General features: G+C 65.5%; 17 protein-coding genes. 12 read left to right on the top strand and 5 right to left on the bottom strand.

Annotated elements, in window-relative coordinates; genetic code table 11:
* Positions 1-230 precede the first annotated feature (230 nt).
* The 6 genes from trpE (at position 231) to trpC (ending at position 4,885) form a co-directional block, all read left to right on the top strand.
* Positions 231-1,730 carry an anthranilate synthase component I gene (gene trpE, locus AB6724_RS14225; RefSeq protein ID WP_369339179.1) on the top strand — a complete coding sequence of 500 codons (1,500 nt, stop codon included), beginning with the start codon at positions 231-233 and terminating at the stop codon, positions 1,728-1,730.
* Positions 1,727-2,083 (top strand): chorismate mutase, encoded by a 357-nt coding sequence (locus AB6724_RS14220; RefSeq protein ID WP_369339178.1) that lies wholly within the window; start codon positions 1,727-1,729, stop codon positions 2,081-2,083. Before trpE ends, AB6724_RS14220 begins: the two co-directional genes overlap by 4 nt.
* Entirely contained in the window at positions 2,080-2,661 is a 582-nt protein-coding gene (locus tag AB6724_RS14215) for an anthranilate synthase component II (RefSeq protein WP_369339177.1), read from the top strand. The genes AB6724_RS14220 and AB6724_RS14215 overlap by 4 nt, the downstream gene beginning before the upstream one ends.
* A gap of 119 nt (positions 2,662-2,780) precedes the next feature.
* Positions 2,781-3,812, top strand: a complete 1,032-nt coding sequence (gene trpD / locus AB6724_RS14210; protein ID WP_369339240.1) for an anthranilate phosphoribosyltransferase — start codon at positions 2,781-2,783, stop codon at positions 3,810-3,812.
* A gap of 7 nt (positions 3,813-3,819) precedes the next feature.
* Complete coding sequence (locus AB6724_RS14205) at positions 3,820-3,993, top strand: hypothetical protein (RefSeq protein ID WP_369339176.1); 174 nt, start codon at positions 3,820-3,822, stop codon at positions 3,991-3,993.
* Between the two features lie 88 nt (positions 3,994-4,081).
* Positions 4,082-4,885, top strand: a complete 804-nt coding sequence (gene trpC / locus AB6724_RS14200; RefSeq protein WP_369339175.1) for an indole-3-glycerol phosphate synthase TrpC — start codon at positions 4,082-4,084, stop codon at positions 4,883-4,885.
* Positions 4,886-4,912: 27 nt separating this feature from the next.
* Here the strand turns inward: trpC and AB6724_RS14195 are convergent, their stop codons facing one another.
* On the bottom strand, positions 4,913-5,311 hold the full coding sequence (locus tag AB6724_RS14195) for a winged helix-turn-helix domain-containing protein (protein ID WP_369339174.1): 399 nt from the start codon (positions 5,309-5,311) through the stop codon (positions 4,913-4,915).
* A 171-nt stretch (positions 5,312-5,482) separates the two neighbouring features.
* Between AB6724_RS14195 and AB6724_RS14190 the strand changes: the two genes are divergently transcribed.
* Positions 5,483-6,220, top strand: coding sequence for a uracil-DNA glycosylase (locus AB6724_RS14190; RefSeq protein ID WP_369339173.1), 738 nt, complete (start codon positions 5,483-5,485; stop codon positions 6,218-6,220).
* A 79-nt stretch (positions 6,221-6,299) separates the two neighbouring features.
* On the opposite strand, the gene AB6724_RS14185 is transcribed toward AB6724_RS14190, so the two are convergent.
* Both AB6724_RS14185 and queA read right to left on the bottom strand, forming a co-directional pair.
* A complete protein-coding gene (locus AB6724_RS14185) occupies positions 6,300-7,187 on the bottom strand; it encodes a Wzz/FepE/Etk N-terminal domain-containing protein (RefSeq protein ID WP_369339172.1) in 888 nt (295 codons plus the stop codon).
* A gap of 85 nt (positions 7,188-7,272) precedes the next feature.
* Positions 7,273-8,379, bottom strand: coding sequence for a tRNA preQ1(34) S-adenosylmethionine ribosyltransferase-isomerase QueA (gene queA / locus AB6724_RS14180; protein WP_369339171.1), 1,107 nt, complete (start codon positions 8,377-8,379; stop codon positions 7,273-7,275).
* Between the two features lie 200 nt (positions 8,380-8,579).
* On the opposite strand from queA, the gene recG reads away from it, so the two are divergent.
* The 5 genes from recG to ubiA all read left to right on the top strand — a co-directional run bounded on the left by recG (position 8,580) and on the right by ubiA (position 14,467).
* Positions 8,580-10,781, top strand: coding sequence for an ATP-dependent DNA helicase RecG (gene recG / locus AB6724_RS14175; protein WP_369339170.1), 2,202 nt, complete (start codon positions 8,580-8,582; stop codon positions 10,779-10,781).
* A 188-nt stretch (positions 10,782-10,969) separates the two neighbouring features.
* Entirely contained in the window at positions 10,970-11,938 is a 969-nt protein-coding gene (locus tag AB6724_RS14170; RefSeq protein ID WP_369339169.1) for a LysR substrate-binding domain-containing protein, read from the top strand.
* A 52-nt stretch (positions 11,939-11,990) separates the two neighbouring features.
* Positions 11,991-12,542 (top strand): Dps family protein, encoded by a 552-nt coding sequence (locus AB6724_RS14165; RefSeq protein WP_369339168.1) that lies wholly within the window; start codon positions 11,991-11,993, stop codon positions 12,540-12,542.
* Between the two features lie 150 nt (positions 12,543-12,692).
* Complete coding sequence (locus AB6724_RS14160) at positions 12,693-13,535, top strand: phosphatase PAP2 family protein (protein ID WP_369339167.1); 843 nt, start codon at positions 12,693-12,695, stop codon at positions 13,533-13,535.
* 50 nt (positions 13,536-13,585) lie between these two features.
* The gene (gene ubiA, locus AB6724_RS14155) at positions 13,586-14,467 is read left to right on the top strand and encodes a 4-hydroxybenzoate octaprenyltransferase (RefSeq protein ID WP_369339166.1); all 882 of its coding nucleotides are present in this window, start codon (positions 13,586-13,588) and stop codon (positions 14,465-14,467) included.
* A gap of 82 nt (positions 14,468-14,549) precedes the next feature.
* Here the strand turns inward: ubiA and proC are convergent, their stop codons facing one another.
* Both proC and AB6724_RS14145 read right to left on the bottom strand, forming a co-directional pair.
* Positions 14,550-15,389 (bottom strand): pyrroline-5-carboxylate reductase, encoded by an 840-nt coding sequence (gene proC, locus AB6724_RS14150; protein WP_369339165.1) that lies wholly within the window; start codon positions 15,387-15,389, stop codon positions 14,550-14,552.
* A gap of 61 nt (positions 15,390-15,450) precedes the next feature.
* Positions 15,451-16,632 carry an esterase-like activity of phytase family protein gene (locus AB6724_RS14145; RefSeq protein ID WP_369339164.1) on the bottom strand — a complete coding sequence of 394 codons (1,182 nt, stop codon included), beginning with the start codon at positions 16,630-16,632 and terminating at the stop codon, positions 15,451-15,453.
* Between the last annotated feature and the right edge of the window lie 2 nt (positions 16,633-16,634).

Here is a 16,634-nt window from a genome sequence, read left to right as displayed (position 1 = left end):
ATTGCAGGTTGTGGAGACCGGGGAGCCTGGCCCTGGCGTAAGCCTGCCCATATGAACTGCTAAAGCACTCCGGCACGAGCCCGGCGTGCACCCGCGGCCTCACATGCATTTGCATGCTCCTGGGCCAATTGGAATGAACCGGCGCATCTCCCACGCAAGCTTTCGCGTCACCTGCCTTAACCCCATGCCCGGCAGGCGAGCCATGCGCCATGACTCCCGGAGTTTTACCCGTGATCACGGAACTGGAATTCAAATCTCTTGCGGCCCAGGGCTATAACCGCATCCCGCTGCTGATCGAGGCCTTTGCCGACCTCGAAACCCCGCTGTCCCTCTATCTCAAGCTCGCCCATGCGAATGGCGACGGCAAGTACAGCTTTCTGCTGGAGTCCGTGGTGGGCGGCGAGCGCTTCGGCCGCTACAGCTTCATCGGCCTGCCGGCGCGCAGCTTTGTACGCGCCAGCGGCTTCGGCGAGCAGGCCCGCACCGAAGTCGTGAGCGACGGCCAGGTGGTGGAGACGGCCAGCGGCAATCCGCTGGACTTCATCGCCGCCTACCAGAAGCGCTTCAAGGTGGCGCTCACGCCCGGCCTGCCGCGCTTTTGTGGCGGCCTGGCCGGCTACTTCGGCTACGACGCCGTGCGCTACATCGAGAAAAAGCTCGAAGCCTCCTGCCCGCCCGATTCCCTGGGCACGCCCGACATCATGCTGCTGCAGTGCGAGGAGGTGGCCGTCATCGACAACCTCTCGGGCAAGCTCTATCTCATCGTCTACGCCAACCCCGGCGAGCCCGAAGCCTATACGCGCGCCAAGAAGCGGCTGCGCCAGCTCAAGGACCAGTTGCGCTACTCGGTCAGCGCGCCGCAGATCCGCGCCGGCGAAAGCCACCCGGCCCAGCGCAGCTTTGACAAGCAGGACTATCTGGCCGCCGTGCAGCAGGCCAAGGAGCTGATCGCCGCGGGCGACTTCATGCAGGTGCAGGTGGGTCAGCGCATCCACAAGCGCTTCACGGCCTCGCCGCTGTCGCTGTACCGCGCGCTGCGCTCGCTCAACCCCAGCCCCTATATGTACTTCTACCACCTGGGCGACTTCCATGTGGTGGGAGCCAGCCCCGAGATCCTGGTGCGCCAGGAGCGCACGCCCGAGGGCCAGAAGATCACCATCCGCCCGTTGGCCGGCACGCGAGCGCGCGGCGCCACGCCCGAGGCCGACAAGGTCACCGAGAAGGAGCTGGTGGCCGACCCCAAGGAACGTGCCGAGCATGTGATGCTGATTGACCTGGCGCGCAACGATATCGGTCGCATTGCCAAGACCGGCACGGTCAAGGTGACCGAGGCCTTTGCGGTGGAGCGCTACAGCCACGTCATGCACATCGTGAGCAATGTGGAAGGCATTTTGCAGGACGGCATGGACAGCATGGATGTGTTCAAGGCCACCTTCCCCGCAGGCACGCTGACGGGTGCGCCCAAGGTGCATGCCATGGAGATCATCGACCGGCTCGAACCCACCAAGCGCGGCATCTATGGCGGCGCCTGCGGCTATCTGAGCTTTGCGGGCGACATGGATCTGGCCATCGCCATACGCACCGGCGTGATCAAGGACGGAATGCTCTATGTGCAGGCCTCGGCCGGCGTGGTGGCCGACTCCGTGCCGGAGCTGGAGTGGAAGGAAACCGAGCACAAGGCCCGTGCCTTGCTGCGCGCCGCCGAACTGGTGGAAGAGGGATTGGAATGAGCAAAGCTATCGATCTGGTGCAGCACTGCACCACCATGGAAGACGTGCGCCGCCAGGTGAATGCGCTGGACGACGTGCTGGTGCCGCTGCTGGTCACGCGCATCGGCTATATGCAGCAGGCCGCGCGCATCAAGGGTGATGTGAACCAGGTGCGCGACGAGGCGCGCATAGCCGCCATCGTGCAGCGCGTGCGCGAGCGCTGCGAACAGGAGGGCGGCCAGCCCGATGTGATGGAGGCCGTCTACCGCGATCTCATGGAGGCCTGCATTGCCTACGAGCACCGCGAGTTTGCGCGCTTGCGTGCGGGAACGAGCGGACTGGACCTTGAACCCTCTTCCGGAGAGCAAGCATGAAGCTCCTGATGATCGACAACTACGACAGCTTCACCTACAACATCGTCCAGTACTTTGGCGAGCTGGGTGCCGAGGTGACCGTGGTGCGCAACGACGAGACCACGGTGGCCGAGGTGGAGGCGCTGATCGCGCGCGAGGGCATAGAGCGCCTGGTGATTTCGCCGGGCCCCTGCTCGCCGGCCGAGGCCGGCATCTCGGTGGCGGCGATCCGGCATTTCGCGGGCAAGCTGCCGATTCTGGGCGTCTGCCTGGGCCACCAAAGCATTGGTGCGGCCTTTGGCGGCGACATCATCCGCGCGGGCCGGCAGATGCATGGCAAGACCAGCGTCATCAGCACCGACCAGAAGGGCGCGTTTGCGGGCCTGCCCAGGGAGTTCACGGTCAACCGCTACCATTCCCTGGTGATAGACAGGAGCACGCTGCCCGACTGCCTGGAGATCACGGCCACCAGCGAGGACGGCGAGATCCAGGGCGTGCGGCACAAGACGCTGGCCATCGAGGGTCTGCAGTTCCACCCCGAGAGCATCCTGACCGAGCACGGCCATGCCATGCTGAAGAACTTTCTCGAGCAGAACTGAACCGGGATTCACTCATTAATCAATAGCTTCCGGCGCCTGTCATCTCTTGGTTGAAAAATGAAAACCATAGGTAATCGAGACAGAACAGGCGCAAGCAGCTCCTAAAAGCATAGAGAGATATTGCAATGATCACTCCCCAGGAAGCGCTGCAGCGCACCATCGAGCACCGCGAAATCTTCCACGACGAGATGCTGCACCTGATGCGCATGATCATGCGCGGCGAGCTCTCGCCGGTGATGACGGCCGCCATCCTCACGGGCCTGCGCGTGAAGAAGGAAACCATAGGCGAGATCTCGGCCGCGGCCCAGGTGATGCGCGAGTTCTCCAACAAGGTCAATGTGCACGACAAGACCCACCTGGTGGACATCGTGGGCACGGGCGGCGACGGCGCCAACACCTTCAACATCTCCACCTGCTCCACCTTCGTGATCGCGGCGGCGGGGGGCAAGGTCAGCAAGCACGGCGGGCGCAGCGTCAGCAGCAAGAGCGGCAGCGCCGATGCCATGGAGGCGCTGGGCGTGAACATCAACCTCGATTCCGCGCAGATCGCCGACTGCATACGCGACGTGGGCATAGGCTTTATGTTCGCGCCCAACCACCATCCGGCCATGAAGAACGTGGCGCCCGTGCGCAAGGAGCTGGGCGTGCGCACCATCTTCAACATCCTGGGGCCGCTGACCAACCCGGCCGGCGCGCCCAATATCCTCATGGGCGTGTTCCACGAGGATCTGGTCGGCATCCAGGTGCGCGCGCTGCAGCGCCTGGGCGCCGAGCATGCCATCGTGGTCTATGGCCGCGACGGCCTCGACGAGATCAGCCTGGGCGCGGGCACGCTGGTGGGCGAGCTCAAGGACGGCGTGGTGCGCGAGTACGAGATCCATCCCGAGGACTTCGGCCTGCGCATGGTGGGCACGCGTGCCTTCAAGGTCGAGAACCCCGAGGAGTCCAAGGCCGTGCTGCTGGGCATTCTGGGCGGCGACCGGAGCGCCGCGCGCGACATCGTCTGCCTGAACGCGGGCGCGGCCCTGTATGCGGCCAATGTGGCCTCCAGCATCGAGGACGGCCTGAGCCGCGCCCAGGCGGCGCTGGACAGCGGCGCGGCGCTGGCCAAGCTCCATGAGCTGGTCGCCCATACGCAAGCCCAGGCCTGAGCCCGCCATGAGCCTGCTCGACGCGCCGATCTGGAACGATGCTTCCACCTGGATCGTGCTGGGCGTCTCCGCCTTGTTCATCGCGGTCGGCATCGTCATGCACCGCATCATCATGAAGGTGGTGCGCTCCCCCGCCCCAGAGTCTGCGCGCGAGGCGCAGCCCGGCACAGAATCAAACTAGGGCCTGCGCCAACCGGCCGATGCAAGGATAGTCCCCAAGGGGAGCGTCTTGCACCAGCCGGGTTGGAGCAAGCCGTGAAAGGAATCCCATGTCTGACATCTTGAAGAAAATCTGCGACGTCAAGGTCCAGGAAGTGGCCGCCGCCAAGAAGCGCCTGCCCCTGGAGGAGGTGCGCCGCGACGCCGAAAGCCGCGTGCTCACGCGCGATTTCGTGGGCGCGCTGCGTGCCAAGATCGCGGCCGGCCAGGCCGGCGTGATCGCCGAAGTGAAGAAGGCCAGCCCCAGCAAGGGCGTGATCCGCTCCAACTTCATTCCTGCCGACATTGCCCAGAGCTATGCCATGGGCGACGGCGAGGTCAGCGCGGCCTGCCTGTCCGTGCTCACCGACAAGCAGTTTTTCCAGGGCAGCATCGACTATCTCAAGCAGGCGCGCGCCAGCTGCCTGCTGCCCGTGCTGCGCAAGGACTTCATGGTCGACCCCTATCAGATCTACGAATCGCGCTCCATCGGCGCCGACTGCGTGCTGCTGATCGCGGCCTGCCTGGACGATGCTCAGATGGCCGAGATGGAGCAGATCGCACTGAGCCTGGACATGGCCGTGCTGGTCGAGGTGCACGATGCCCAGGAGCTGGAGCGCGCCTTGAAGCTCAAGACCCCTCTGGTGGGCATCAACAACCGCAATCTGCGCAATTTCGAAGTGCACATAGCGACCACGCTGGAGCTGCAGAAGAGCGTGCCCGCCGACCGTCTGCTGGTCACCGAGTCGGGTATCCTGACCCGGGACGACGTCAAGACCATGCGCGATGCCGGCGTCAATGCCTTCCTCGTGGGCGAGGCCTTTATGCGCGCCCCCGAACCCGGCGAGGCCCTGGCCAAGCTGTTCGCGCGCTGAAGCACGGCCCAGGCCGCGAGCGCCGGATTACATCAGCGTCTGCACATCGGCGTCGAGAAAATAGCCGGCGCCGCGCTTGGTCTTGAGCAGGGCCGGGGCGCTGCCCGACGGCTCCACCTTGCGGCGCAGGCGCAGCATCTGCACATCGATGGCGCGGTCGTAGATTTCGTCTTCGGCCTGGGTCAGATTCATGATCTGCTCACGGCTCATGACCTGCCTGGGACGCTTGAGCAGGGCCAGCAGCAGCTCGAACTCGGTCTTGGTGAGGCCGACCTCCTGGCCCTTGGGGCCGATGAGGCTGCGCGAGCGCAGGCGCAGCTCCCAGCCCGCAAACCTGAAGCCTCGCGGCCCCAGGCTGAAGGGGCGAGCACCGGAGAGGAAGGTATTGCTTGACGGGACCGAATGGATGGCAGCGGATTGATGCATGGATAGCTCCGTTTCGGCTTGAGCGATCAGCCGTATTGGAGGCCATTCTTTGCAAATGGCGAGGCGGTGTCACTCACTGAAATCAGGTATTTTGAGCCGACCACCGGTGTGGCGGCCAGCGGCGTGGGGCCTGAAGCTTCGGGGCCCGCAGGATATTGCGAGAATCACGGTATGAACCATGCAAGCCCGAGCCTGAACGCAGGCGATTCAGCCCAGACCCAATTGACCAGCGCCGATCCCGCGCAATGGCCCGTGGCCCCGGGCTGGCAGGCCTTGGTCGATGCTTTTTTTACGGGCTCCAAGGGGCAGGAGCTGCTGCACTTTCTGCAGCAAAGACTGGATGCCGGGGCGGTGATCTTTCCGCCCAAGCCGCTGCGGGCGCTGGCGCTGACGCCGCCCGAAGAGGTGCGCGTCGTCATCCTGGGACAGGACCCCTACCATGGCCGCGGCCAGGCCGAGGGCCTGGCTTTTTCCGTGGCCTCGGGCGTGCGCCTGCCGCCCTCGCTGCAGAACATCTTCAAGGAAATGCAGCGCGATCTGGGCACCTCTTTTCCGCCATTCCCGCAGCCCGGCGGCAGTCTGGTGGGCTGGGCGGAGCATGGCGTCCTGCTGCTCAACACCTGTCTGACCGTGGAGGAGGGGCAGGCCGCCAGCCACGCCAAGCGCGGCTGGGAAGAGCTGACCGACGCCATCATCCGCCATGTGGCGGAGCAGGGTCGGCCCACGGTCTTTATGCTCTGGGGCTCGCATGCGCAGTCCAAGCGCGTCTTCATCCCCCGGGACCGAGGGCATCTGGTGTTGACCAGCAACCACCCTTCACCGCTATCAGCCCTGCGCCCTCCCGTGCCTTTTATCGGCAACGGGCACTTCGGCAAGGCGCGGGAGTTCAGGCAGCAGCACGGCTATTGAGCTGTTCTCCGTGTTGCCGAAGCGAGTCGGCAATAAAAAGCCCGCAGTTGCGGGCTTTTTATTTGGCGTTGCCTGGTTTTCAGGAGCAAAAAGGCAATGCGCGGCGGATGCGTGCGATTTTTTCAGCTTGCTCGGGGGAGCTTTGCTGAGCGCTGCGTAGCGCTTGGCGTGCAAAGACAAAGATCAGCAGGGCCAAGCCCGTGAAGATGGCTGCGCCAATCGCAATCATCGGCTTCTTGGGCTTGATCTCTTCTTCGGGCAGAGTGGGCTGCTGCACGATATCACCCTGATTCAGGCCTTCCAGGCGCATTTCCAGATCTGCAATGGTTTTCTGGCGGGCGCTATTGGCAACCAGCAGCTCGCCATACAACCGACTGGTCGCTTCCGAGACTACCTTGCCGGAGGCCAGTAGCGCTGCGGTCTGCAGTTCCAAGCTGGAGGTTTCCACAAACCGTTTTTTCTCGCCGGTCAGCTGCATTTCAAGCTGTTTCTTTTCCACCCCTTTGGGTTGGGTCAGAGGATACAGGGCTTCGAGTAGCGCCGTGTTGAGCTTTTGCGCGGCCTCCGGGGTTCTTGCCTGTGTTTCTATCGTAAGCAACTTATCCTGCTTGCCCACGGTGACCGAAATGCGTTTGCTCAGCTTTTTTCGTATTTCCTCGGCCGTCAGGCCGCTGTCCAGTCCTGCGGCTGGCGCAATCTGGTGAAAAACGTCGGCAGACAGCGCCATGCTGGCTGCCACCGGTGCCGAGAGTGCAGAGCCGGGGCGCTCCACCGCCAGCGTAGAGGTACTGGTATAGGTCTTGGGTAATGCAAAACTGATAGCAAATGCAGCAAACCCCATGACGATAGGTCCCAGGATCAGCAGCTTCCAATGTTCGGCGAGTGTGACGAGCAGACCAAGCAGATCAATTTCCTCATCTGCAGCGGGGGCGGAGAGGTCGGGGGATGCGGGGTGGTTGTTGTGCATCGGCGGAATCTATCACCATTCGGTTTGGGAAGGCTCATCAACTTGGCAAGAATTGATGAGCAATTGTTTGCCAACGGTTGCAGAGCTATGGCATTGTAGGTATCTCGCTCTTGCGCTCCAGCAGCATCGAGTCTCCATAGCTGAAAAAGCGGTAGTGCTGCGCAATCGCGTGGCGGTACAGCGCCATGATCTTCTCGTAGCCCGAGAAGGCGCTGACCAGCATCATGAGCGTGCTCTTGGGCAGGTGGAAATTGGTCACCAGCAGGTCCACGACCTGGAACTCGAAACCGGGCGTGATGAAGATGCTGGTGTTGCCCGTGATATGGCCGTACTTGGCCCAGGATTCCAGCGTGCGCACGGTGGTGGTGCCCACGGCCACGACGCGGCCGCCGCGCTGGCGGCAGCGCTCCAGCGCGGCCAGGGTGGACAGCGGTATGTCGTACCACTCGCTGTGCATCTGGTGCTCGGCCAGGCTTTCCGTCTTCACGGGCTGGAAGGTGCCGGCGCCCACATGCAGGGTGACATTGGCGCGCTCCACGCCCTTGGCTTCCAGGGCGGCAAGCACGGATTCGTCGAAGTGCAGGGCCGCCGTCGGCGCGGCCACGGCACCCGGCTGTGCCGCGAACACGGTCTGGTAGCGCTCGCTGTCTTCCTTTTCGTCGGGGTCCGCGCCGCTGTCCTGCTGGCGCTCTATATAGGGCGGCAGCGGCAGGTGGCCGAACTGCTCCATGAGCTCGTAAGGCGTCTCGCCCTGCGCGCCGGTCAGCGCCAGGCGGAACAGCGGGCCATCCTCGTTGGGCCAGCGGCCCAGCAGCTCGGCATCGAAGCCGCCATTCCTGAGGCCGCCGCACAGATGAATCTTGGCGCCGGGCAGGGGCTTCTTGCTGACCCGCATATGGGCCACGACCTCATTGCCGGTCAGCACGCGCTCCACCAGCAGCTCCAGCTTGCCGCCGCTGGCCTTCTCGCCAAAGATGCGGGCCTTGAGCACCTTGGTGTCATTGAAGACCAGCAGATCCCCGGGCTGCAGCAGATCGGGCAGCTCGCGGAAGATACGGTCGGTGGGGGGGAGATTGCGGCCATCGAGCAGGCGCGAGGCGCTGCGAACGGCGGTGGGATGCTGGGCAATCAGCGTTTCGGGCAGTTCAAAGTCGAAATCGCTGAGCGTGAATTCTCGGGGGCAGGAAGACATGCAGGGCTTGAGGGCCGTACGGGGCCCGTTCCAAGTTCAATCAAACAAGTGGGCAATTGTCTCAAATCGCCGGTAGCGGCGCTGGCTTCAGGGCTGTGCAGCCTGGGTGGTTGCTGAAAATGGCTGTATATTCATACACTATTCATGCCCGCTGCCATGGGCTGCGTTGCGCAGCCCCCAGTCAGGAGATTGCCCGGCCCATGTCCTCTCCCGCTTTTGCTGCCTCGAACCCACCGCTGTCGACGGGGGGCAAGCGCGCTGCGGCCAAAGCGGGTGCGGCCAAAAAAGATGCAGCCCCGGCGCCGGATGCCGCGAGCAAGAAAGCTCCCAGCCCGGCCCAGCAGGCGCTGCAGAAAATGGGGCTGACGCGCGACATCGACCTGGCCCTGCATCTGCCGCTGCGCTACGAGGACGAGACCCGCATCGTGGCGCTCAAGAGCGCACGCGACGGCGAGACCGTGCAGATCGAGGCCACGGTCACCCACAGCGAGGTGCAGCTGCGCCCCCGGCGCATGCTCAAGGTCACGGTCGATGACGGCACGGCCGAATGCGTGCTGACTTTTTTCAGTTTCTACCCCTCGCAGCAAAAGACCATGGCCGTGGGGGCGCGCCTGCGTATCCGCGGCGAGGTCAAGGGCGGTTTCTGGGGAAGGCAGATGATGCACCCCGCCTTCCGTGTGGCGGGCGGCGAGCTGCCCACGGCTCTGACGCCGGTATATCCGGCCACGGCCAGCCTGCCCCAGGCCTATCTGCGCCGCGCCATCGCCACGGCCCTGCTCAGGGCCGATCTGTCCGAGACCCTGCCGCCGGGCGAGCAGCCGCCCTTGGCACAGTTCCATGGCCAAAACGGATTGCAGCCTGCGTATGACCTGCGCCATGCGCTCACCTTTTTGCATCATCCTACGCCCGATGTGGCCCTGGTCACGCTGGAGGACCATTCCCATCCTGCCTGGCAGAGGCTCAAGGCCGAGGAACTGCTGGCCCAGCAGCTGTCGCAGTACGAAGCCAAGCGCGAGCGCGCGCGCCTCAGGGCGCCCGTGCTCAAGCCGCAGCCGGGCATGGCGGACCTCACGCAGCGCTTTCTCGATCGGCTGCCGTTTGGCCTGACTGCCGCCCAGCAGCGCGTGGTGGGCGAGATCCGCACCGATATGGAGCGCAGCATTCCCATGCACCGCCTGCTGCAGGGCGATGTGGGCTCGGGCAAGACCGTGGTCGCCGCGCTATCGGCCGTGGCCAGCATCGAGGCCGGCTGGCAGTGCGCGCTGATGGCGCCCACCGAGATCCTGGCCGAGCAGCATTTCGGCAAGCTGGTCGGCTGGCTGGAGCCGATTCTGGCGCCGCTGGGCAAGAAGGTGGCCTGGCTGGCCGGCGCGCAGAAGAAAAAGCAGCGCGCCGAGATGCTGGCGCTGGTCGAAAGCGGAGAAGCGGCGCTGGTCGTGGGCACGCATGCGGTGATCCAGGAGCAGGTGCAGTTCAAGAATCTGGCGCTGGCCGTGATCGACGAGCAGCACCGCTTCGGCGTGGCCCAGCGCCTGGCGCTGCGGCAGAAATTGGCTGCCAGCGGAATGGAGCCGCACCTGCTGATGATGAGCGCCACGCCGATCCCGCGCACGCTGGCCATGAGCTATTACGCCGACCTCGATGTCTCCACCATCGACGAGCTGCCGCCGGGGCGCACGCCCATCGTCACCAAGCTGATTTCCGACAGCCGCAAGGACGAGGTCATAGAGCGCATAGGCGCCCAGGTGGCCGGCGGGCGCCAGGTCTATTGGGTCTGTCCGCTGATCGAGGAGAGCGAGGCGCTGGACCTGTCAAACGCCACGGCCACCCATGAGTACTTGAGCGAGATGCTGCCCGGCGTCATGGTCGGCCTGCTGCATTCGCGCATGCCCACGGCCGAGAAGAAGGCCGTGATGGAGCTGTTCACCGCGGGCGTCATGGGGGTGCTGGTCTCGACCACGGTGATCGAGGTCGGCGTGGACGTGCCCAATGCCTCGCTGATGGTCATCGAGCATTCGGAGCGCTTCGGCCTGTCCCAGCTGCACCAGCTGCGCGGCCGCGTGGGGCGTGGGGCCGCAGCCTCGGCCTGCGTGCTGCTGTACTCGGTCAACGACAACGGCCGCCTGTCCGACACCGGCAAGGAGAGGCTGCGCGCCATGGCCGAAACCAACGACGGCTTCGAGATCGCGCGGCGCGATCTGGAAATCCGCGGCCCCGGCGAGTTTCTGGGGGCGCGCCAGTCGGGCGCTCCCATGCTGCGCTTTGCCGATCTGGAGCAGGATGTGCTGCTGCTGGACTGGGCGCGCGAGCTGGCTCCGCGCATGCTGGAGCGGCACCCGGTGCTGGCGGCCCGCCATGTGAGCCGCTGGCTGGGCGGCAAGGCCGAATACCTGAAGGCCTGAATTCGGCGCACAGCCGGTTTTAGAGGGTAAATAGCGAGGTGCTTCCCGGGATTTCTGTACTCTTTTACTGCAGCAATCTGTGGTTGAATGCAAGTGGTTGCTCAGAAGATTCCCCGCGTCTCGCGGACAGGCGGCGGGGCATTGCATCACACATTGCTGTTTTCGATGGTCTCCATCACAAAGTCTCTATGACCCTTACCGAATTGAAGTACATCGTGGCAGTTGCGCGGGAAAAGCACTTTGGCCGCGCTGCCGAGGCTTGCTATGTCTCACAGCCCACGCTGTCCGTGGCCATCAAGAAGCTGGAGGAGGAGCTGGACGTCAAGCTCTTCGAGCGCAGCGCCGGTGAGGTTTCGGTCACCTCGCTGGGCGAGGAAATCGTGCGGCAGGCGCAAAGCGTGCTGGAGCAGGCCAACGAAATCAAGGAAATCGCCAAACGCGGCAAGGACCCGCTGTCTGGCGTGCTGACCCTGGGCGTGATCTACACCATAGGCCCGTATCTGTTGCCCGAGCTGGTGCGCAACTCCATCCGCATGACGCCCCAGATGCCGCTGATGCTGCAGGAGAACTTCACCATCAGGCTGCTGGAGATGTTGCGCACCGGCGAAATCGACTGCGCCATCATGGCCGAGCCCTTCCCCGACACGGGCCTGGCGCTGGCGCCGCTGTACGACGAGCCCTTTATGGCGGCCGTTCCCAGCGCCCACCCGCTGGCCGAGAGAAAAAGCCTGTCCACCACCGACCTCAAGAACGAGACCATGCTGCTGCTGGGCACGGGCCATTGCTTTCGTGACCATGTGCTGGAGGTCTGCCCCGAGTTCGCGCGCTATGCGAGCAATTCCGAAGGCATACGCCGCACCTTTGAAGGCTCGTCGCTGGAAACCATCAAGCATATGGTGGCCGCCGGCATGGGCGTGACCCTGGTGCCGCGCCTGTCCGTGCCCGAGGATGCGCTGGCGCCCACCGAGCGCCGTCGCAAGTCCGACGAGCCGCATATCCGCTACCTGCCCATCCACGAGGAAGACGGCATCTCTCCACCCACCCGCCGGGTGGTGCTGGCCTGGCGCCGCAGCTTCACGCGCTACGAGGCCATCGCTGCGCTGCGCAATGCCGTCTATGCCTGCCCGCTGCCGGGCGTGCAGCGTCTCACGCAGTAAGCACAGTAGCGGGCGCGGGAGTCTGGATTCGTTAAACCTGAAAGGTGAGAGCATGGCCAAGCAAGGCAAGGACAAAGCGCAGAAACACAAGCCGGACGCCGCGCCTGAGGCCGCGGCGCTGCCGCCCGCGACCGGCATCCACATCGGCATCAGCGACGAGGACCGCGCCGCCATCGCCAAGGGCCTGTCGGCCCTGCTGGCCGATACCTATACGCTGTACCTGACCACGCACAACTTCCACTGGAACGTCACGGGTCCCATGTTCAACACGCTGCACACCATGTTCATGGCACAGTACACCGAGCTGTGGAACGCGGTCGATCCCGTGGCCGAGCGCATCCGCGCGCTGGGCCACCATGCGCCGGGCTCTTATGCCCAGTTCGGCAAGCTCACCAGCCTGCCCGATGCACCGGCCCGGCCGCCCAAGGCCCTGGAGATGGTGCGCATTCTGGTGCAGGGTCACGAGGCCGTGGCACGCACGGCGCGCCAGCTTTTCCCCCGGGCCGACAAGGCCGGCGACGAACCCACGGCCGATCTGCTGACCCAGCGTCTGGCCGTGCACGAGCAGACGGCCTGGATGCTGCGCTCCCTGCTCGAGGAATGAATCACCTCGTGCCCGGGCGCTAGTTTTGGGCCTGCCGGGGCCGCACAGGCTGTCGGCACGCTGTTTCCTGCTGCGCTTTCAGTCTTCTTCAAGCCCTGGCGGGCTAGCCTCTTTGGGCCCGCCAGGGCTTTGCTCTTGAAAGGAATCTGCGTGTTCTCTGCGGCGGCTCCCATGGTCTCCCTGGTGCAGTGGATGGACGGACATGCGGTCTGGATGCTGCTGCTATTGCTGCTGGCCGCGGCCGGCATGTTGCACTGGCGCGCCCATGGCCGGGCCGCGTGGCTGTGGCAGGACCGCAACGCCGGTTTCCGGCCCGAGGGTGGCCGGCTGCTGGCGGCAGCAGGGCTGGCAGCCGCCGCTCTGGCCCTGCTGTCCTTCGGCGTGCATCTGTCCCAGTCCACTCAGCCTCCCCAGGGGCTGATGGCGCTGGACCTGGCGCTGCAGCGCGCGGTGAATGCCCGCCTGCCGGCCGCGTTGCAGCCCCTGGTCAGGGGCTGGACCAGGCTCGGGGATTTGCGCGTCATGGGGCTGCTGAGCCTGGCCGTGGGCCTGTGGCTGCTGTGGCGGCGCCAGGGCCTGCAACTGCTGAGCTGGACGGTGGCCGTGGCCGGCACGGGGCTGTGGGTGCGTTGCATCAAGGCCGCCATGCAGCGTGCGCGCCCGCTGGACGGCCTGGTGCAAGAGACGGGCTTCAGCTTTCCCAGCGGCCATAGCGCGGGTGCGGCCGCGGTCTTCGGCATGCTGGCCTGGCTGGCCGCACGCCGTCTGCCGCCGCGCTGGCGGGCTCCGGTATCGGTCATGGCGGCGGCGCTGGCCCTTAGCACGGGGCTGAGCCGCGTGCTGCTGTCCGTGCACTATGCCAGCGATGTGCTGGCCGGCCTGTGTCTGGGCCTGGCCTGGACGGCTCTGGTGCTCTGGGTGACGGACCGTGTCGAGCATGGGGGCGGCGCCATCCGGCCGCCGCGGGCCGAGGCACAATTGCCACTGCGCTGACCGTGGCCTGCGGGCCCGTCGTGATCTCCTGCCTTCCGGAACCTGTCCCCATGTCCGCTTCCATTCCTGCTTCGCCGCGCTCCAAGCTGTCGCTGTATCTGGATCTGATCCGCTTCAACCGTCCGGCCGGCTGGCTGGTGCTGGTCTGGCCCACGCTGTCGGCGCTGTGGGTGGCCGGCCAGGGCTTTCCGGGCTGGCATCTGCTGCTGGTCTTCGTGCTGGGCACGGTGCTGATGCGTAGCGCGGGCTGCACCATCAACGACATTGCGGACCGCGACTTTGACCGCCATGTGAAGCGCACCACGCAACGCCCCATCACCAGCGGCCAGCTTTCGGTCAAGGAGGCCGCCATGGTGGGCGTGGTGCTGGCCCTGGTCTCGCTGGGCCTGGTGTTGTCCACGCGCTGGGAGGCCGTGGCCTGGTCGGTGCCGGCCGTGCTGTTCACCATCCTCTATCCATTCACCAAGCGCTTCTTCGCCATGCCCCAGGCTTTTCTGGGCATCGCCTTCAACTTCGGCATCGTGATCGCGTTCGCGGCCGTGACCGGCGAGGTCAACGCCACGGCCTGGACCCTGTGGCTGGCGAACATGTTTCTGGTGCTGGCCTATGACACCGAGTACGCCATGGTGGATAGGGACGACGACCTGAAGATCGGCATGAAGACCTCGGCCATCACCCTGGGCCGTTTCGATGTGGCGGCCGTCATGGCCTTCTTCGCTCTGTGCTGGGCTCTGATCGCCTGGGTGCTGGCGCCCTATGGACTCGGCTGGCCTTTCTGGCTGGGCATGGGTGTGGCGGCGGCGCAGATCGTCTGGCACTACACCCTGATCCGCAAGCGTACGCGCGAAGGCTGTTTTGTGGCCTTCAGCAAAAGCCACTGGATAGGCGCAGCCATCTTTGCGGGCGTGGCGCTGGGTTTCGCGCTCAGATAGTCCTGTTTTGATTGCCGTTGGCGCTTGATGAATAAGCGCTTCAGGCACGCAATAATAAAAAAACCGGCCGAGGCCGGTTTTTTTATTTGCCGAACTCCGCGGCCAGCTCCTTGGCCCTGGCCTCGGCCTTGCGCATGGCCTCGATGAAGTGCTCGGGCAGTTTTTGCTGCTGCATATGGGTGATGGCCGCATAGGTGGTTCCGCCCTTGCTGGTCACGCGCTGGCGCAGCACTTCGGCACTTTCCGTGGAGCGGGCCGCCAGTTCGGCGCCGCCCTGGAAGGTGGCCACGGCCAGCTTGTAGCTCTGCTCGGCCGACAGTCCCATGTCCACGCCGGCCTGGGTCATGGCTTCGAGGAACAGGAACACATAGGCGGGGCCGGAACCCGAGAGCGCCGTCACGGCGTCCAGCTGCTCTTCCTTCTCGACCCAGCTGAGCTCGCCGGTGCTGGCGATCACGGCCTCGATCAAGGCCTTGCCCTGGGCATCGACTTCGGGGCGGGCATACAGACCCGTCATGCCCTTGCCCACCAGGGCCGGGGTATTGGGCATGGCGCGCACGATGCGGCGGGTGCCCGTCCAGCCGGCCACGCTGTCGGTGGTGATGCCCGCGGCCACGCTCAGGTGCAGGGCCTCGCGGGTGAAGTCCGCCACGGGTGCGGCGGCTTCCTTGAAGCTCTGGGGCTTGACGGCCCAGACGACCAGGCCGGCCCGGCGCAGCGCCTCGGAGGCCACGGGCAGGGCCGCGATGCCCAGGTTGTTCTGGAGCGCCTGGCGCGCGCCCTCGAAAGGCTCGACCACGATGATCTTGCTGGCCGGAACACCCTGGCGGAGCAGTCCGCCCATGATGGCGCTGGCCATATTGCCGCCGCCGATAAAGGCGATAGAAGGGAAAGCGGTGTGAGAGGTGTTCGTCTGGCTCATGATGGTGCTTGGGTCTGCAAGGGGCGGCCTGCCTGTCTGTCGGCTCAGGCCCGGACAGGCACTATAAACCTGTGGCGCAGCTGCCGCGCTCTTGCCGCAGCGCGACAAACTGGGTGACCTCGGCGGGATTGAAGTTGTTGTCGCTGACCAGCAGCAGGACGCGGCGGCCGTCGGCCAGCGGCGGGCCCCAGCTCATGCCCTCGAGATTGTCCACGGAGGCCAGGCCCGCATCGGCCAGGTCCAGCACCAGCGTCTTTGGCACGGGCCGGTGGTTGCCGGGCTCGAGCCGGGCCAGATCCAGGGTATCGCTGCCGGCCTGAGCCGCGGTGCTGATGCGGTAGATGCGCACGCCAAAGTTCAGCGGCGGCGCGAAGGAGCGCTCCAGCACCAGCAGATGCTCGGGCCCATCGGCCAGGATATCGCTGACGCCGTTGACGGCACCCCGCTGCGACCACAGGTTCGCGGGCAGGGCGTCCGGCACATAGGCCAGCTGGCGTACGGGCCGCCGGGTGGCGACGTCATAGGCGGTGATGCGCACCGGCCCGCCCGCCTGACCGGGGGCGGGCGTGGGGCCGTCCTGCCGGAGCGGGGCCTCCATGGACAGCCACAGCGTCCTGCCGTCCTCGCTCAGCGCCATGCCTTCCAGCGTGAGGTTGTTGCGCGGGCCTTGGTGCGCAGAGCTGCTCAGCCCATGGCCCGGCGGCAGCGGCCAGTCGCGCAGCCAGTGACCGTCGCGGCGGCTCTGAATCAGCTGCGGGCCGAAGCCGCGTGCTAAGTCGCCCTCGCTGCTCCAGAGCAGGGTCTGGCCGTCGGGCAGCACGCGCAGGGCTTCGGCATCGGGCGTGGCAATGCCGGGCTCCGGCGCCCTGCGGCCGGGATAGGGGTGCTGCGCGGGACTCAGCAGCGTCACGGCTCTCTCCAGGCTGACCGCCTGCAGGCCGCTCTGGTCATAGCGGATGCGGGCCGTGTAGAAGCGCGCCGGATCCTGCGCGGAGCGGTCGTCGCTGACCAGGTAGTACAGGCCGGCGGCGGCGTCATAGTCGATGGAGGACAGCCCGCCCACGGTGGTGCCCGCAAACTGCATATCGTGTGGCCAGCGGATCTCGCCTAGCAGGCTCCAGGGGCTGGAGGCGGCGCTGCTGCAGATGGTGCGCGCGGCCTGCGGGCCGGCCGTGGTGCAGGCCGCGAGTGCTGCGCACAGCAGCAGCCAGCCCAGTTTGAGGCTACGTTGCAGATCGTTCACAT

The organism is Comamonas guangdongensis, assembly GCF_041079535.1.
Lineage (GTDB): Bacteria > Pseudomonadota > Gammaproteobacteria > Burkholderiales > Burkholderiaceae_C > Comamonas > Comamonas guangdongensis.
Note: the sequence above shows the minus strand (reverse complement) of the source record. Positions and strands in the feature narration are given on the sequence as shown.

Coding starts and splice junctions, on each gene's coding strand:
- AB6724_RS14220 (WP_369339178.1), top strand. CDS start 1,727: ATGAGCAAAGCTATCGATCTGGTGCAGCACTGCACCACCATGGAAGAC.
- AB6724_RS14215 (WP_369339177.1), top strand. CDS start 2,080: ATGAAGCTCCTGATGATCGACAACTACGACAGCTTCACCTACAACATC.
- AB6724_RS14205 (WP_369339176.1), top strand. CDS start 3,820: ATGAGCCTGCTCGACGCGCCGATCTGGAACGATGCTTCCACCTGGATC.
- trpC (WP_369339175.1), top strand. CDS start 4,082: ATGTCTGACATCTTGAAGAAAATCTGCGACGTCAAGGTCCAGGAAGTG.
- AB6724_RS14195 (WP_369339174.1), bottom strand. CDS start 5,311: ATGCATCAATCCGCTGCCATCCATTCGGTCCCGTCAAGCAATACCTTC.
- AB6724_RS14190 (WP_369339173.1), top strand. CDS start 5,483: ATGAACCATGCAAGCCCGAGCCTGAACGCAGGCGATTCAGCCCAGACC.
- AB6724_RS14185 (WP_369339172.1), bottom strand. CDS start 7,187: ATGCACAACAACCACCCCGCATCCCCCGACCTCTCCGCCCCCGCTGCA.
- queA (WP_369339171.1), bottom strand. CDS start 8,379: ATGTCTTCCTGCCCCCGAGAATTCACGCTCAGCGATTTCGACTTTGAA.
- recG (WP_369339170.1), top strand. CDS start 8,580: ATGTCCTCTCCCGCTTTTGCTGCCTCGAACCCACCGCTGTCGACGGGG.
- AB6724_RS14170 (WP_369339169.1), top strand. CDS start 10,970: ATGACCCTTACCGAATTGAAGTACATCGTGGCAGTTGCGCGGGAAAAG.
- AB6724_RS14165 (WP_369339168.1), top strand. CDS start 11,991: ATGGCCAAGCAAGGCAAGGACAAAGCGCAGAAACACAAGCCGGACGCC.
- ubiA (WP_369339166.1), top strand. CDS start 13,586: ATGTCCGCTTCCATTCCTGCTTCGCCGCGCTCCAAGCTGTCGCTGTAT.
- proC (WP_369339165.1), bottom strand. CDS start 15,389: ATGAGCCAGACGAACACCTCTCACACCGCTTTCCCTTCTATCGCCTTT.